This window comes from Streptococcus sp., assembly GCF_019414905.1.
GTDB lineage: Bacteria > Bacillota > Bacilli > Lactobacillales > Streptococcaceae > Streptococcus.
This window is the reverse complement of record NZ_DXLC01000156.1, coordinates 1-2,303: the sequence shown is the minus strand read 5'-3', so window position 1 is coordinate 2,303 and position 2,303 is coordinate 1. Positions and strand designations below refer to the sequence as shown.

The 2,303-nt window shown below is 39.7% G+C and carries 1 protein-coding gene; it reads right to left on the bottom strand.

All coding sequences use genetic code 11. The features are described from left to right. The coding region (locus QZ359_RS04710) for a pneumococcal-type histidine triad protein (RefSeq protein ID WP_293963365.1) at positions 1 to 2,303 on the bottom strand (2,303 nt) is incomplete at both ends.

The following is a 2,303-nucleotide window of genomic DNA, read 5'->3' as shown; positions in this document are numbered from 1 at the left end:
AGTGTATTGATTTTATCAATCAAGGCCTGATATTTCTTATCTAGAGCGCTTGTTTCAACAGGTTTGACACTTTCATCAATATGGATATATTGCTTATCAAAGAGATCCAGTGTTGCAAGATAACCTGCTGTAGAGTTAGTTGCCAGTTTCTTCATGTTCTCAATAAACTGACCTAAGGCTAACTCAATCTGTCTTTGTTCGATAGGCTTGTCTTTATAGATGTTTCTGCTTTCAGCTAGAAGTTGGTCTACTTTTGCCAAAACTTCCTTCTCATCAAAAGCTCCAGGTTGATAGTTGGGTTGTAGGGCTGGAATCTTGTTTTTCAAAGCCACTTCATAGCCTTTAGTTTGAACCTTGATGTAGTGATTATGGTCGCCATGAGGAATCACAAAACTACCATTTTCTACCTGTAAACTATAAGGAGACACACCATCTCGCAAAGCAGTGGTATAGAGTTCATTTAGGAAATCAAGTTCTGGATTCCCAGTTTGAAGAGGAATCCGAACGTGTTCCTTACGAACAGCGTAGGGATGGATATGAGTCGGATCGTAGGCTTGGTCTGGATTTCCAAAGACAAAGAATCCGTTTGAAATTCTAATAGCTTCAAGTGGAACGCCGTAGGTCTTAGAAATATAAGCAATTTTTTCTTCATCGCTAGCATCTCTTGAGAAAGACTCTACCGTTTTAGCAAGAGGTTTTACAGGCTCTGCATCATGATGTGTTTTCAAATGATCCTGAGCTGCCTTAATTTGTTCAGCTGTCAAATCTTTCTTGAAGAAGTAATGATTGTGGTCTCCATGACTCATGACAAATCCTTGCTCATCCTCACTGATGACACGATTGGCATCAAAACCATGATCGTGTTCTTCACCATGATGATGTCCATGATCATCACCATCGTGCTTATCATCCTGAGCTGGACTTGGTGTTACTGTATTTGCACCTTTCAAGTGATCCTGCGCGACCTTAATTTGGTCTGCTGTCAAATCTTTCTTGAAGAAGTAATGATTGTGGTCGCCGTGACTCATGATAAATCCTGCTTCATCTTCAGCAATAATACGATTGGCATCAAAGCCGTGTCCATCTTCTTCATGTTCCTCATGTGAAATTCCTGGATTGATTGGAAGAGATGGAGAAGGTGTTGCTAGACCATTGTTTGGAAGAGTCGGTTGTCCAATTTGATTCGACTTAGGAATGTAATGGAAATGATCACCATGTCTGACAATATAAGCTGTAGCTGTTTCTTCGACAATATCTTTAGGATTAAAGATATAACCATCAGATGTTGAAGAAATTTCCTTATTTAACGTTGAAGAAGCATTATTCAATATAGATGGATTACTTGGAAGACTTCCTAGACTAGACGCTACTTCATTAGGTTTTTCATTTGTAGAAATCATAGAACCAGTACCACCGATAGGCACCATTCTAGCAATCTTTTCTTCTAAAGGAGAGAGCTTGCTGTAAGGAATAAAGTGATAATGGTCGCCATGCGGAATCGCAACTCCATTTGGTGTACGACTGACAATCTTAGCAGGGTCAAAGACTAAACCATCTGATTCACTGTAACGTTGGTCGCTAGGTAAATCATAGAGTTCTTTCAATAGACTTTGGAGATTTTCAACTTTGCTTTCTGGCTTGCTAGTTGATTCTTTCTCTATAGCTTGATTGGTATTGTCACTAGCTGTTGAAGAATAGCTTAGCTGACTCGGTTGCGTATTTTTGCCAGCTAAATGAGCTTTAGCAGCAGCTAACTCACTAGCAGACAAATCACTTTTTGGAATATAGTGGTAGTGACCTCCGTGAGGAACGATATAAGCATCTCCCGTATCTTCGATAATATCAGCTGGATTAAAGACATAGCCATCATCTGTCGTATAGCGTCCCTGAGATCTTGCTACAGCAACATCAGCGCTGACCTTCTCATTATCTTTGACATGTTCTTGTTTTTGACGGTTGATTTCATCTTTTGTTCGAACATTATCAGCATGAGATGCATCTTTTAGGTAGACATAATATTTTCCATCTACCTTGATGATATACCCCCCCTTGATTTCATTGACAATATCTCCATCCTTAAGTTGGTAGTTTGGATCCTTCATCAAGAGTTCTTCACTAAAGAGAGCATCATAAGGAACTTTCCCATTATAGTAATGATAGTGATCACCGTGTGACGTCACATAGCCCTGATCTGTAATTTTGATAACAATTTGCTCGGCCTGAATTCCTTCTTTTTGGCTAACCTGGTCTGGTGTCAGGTTTTCGGTTTTCTGACTTGACTGGCTACCATCCACATAAGAGAC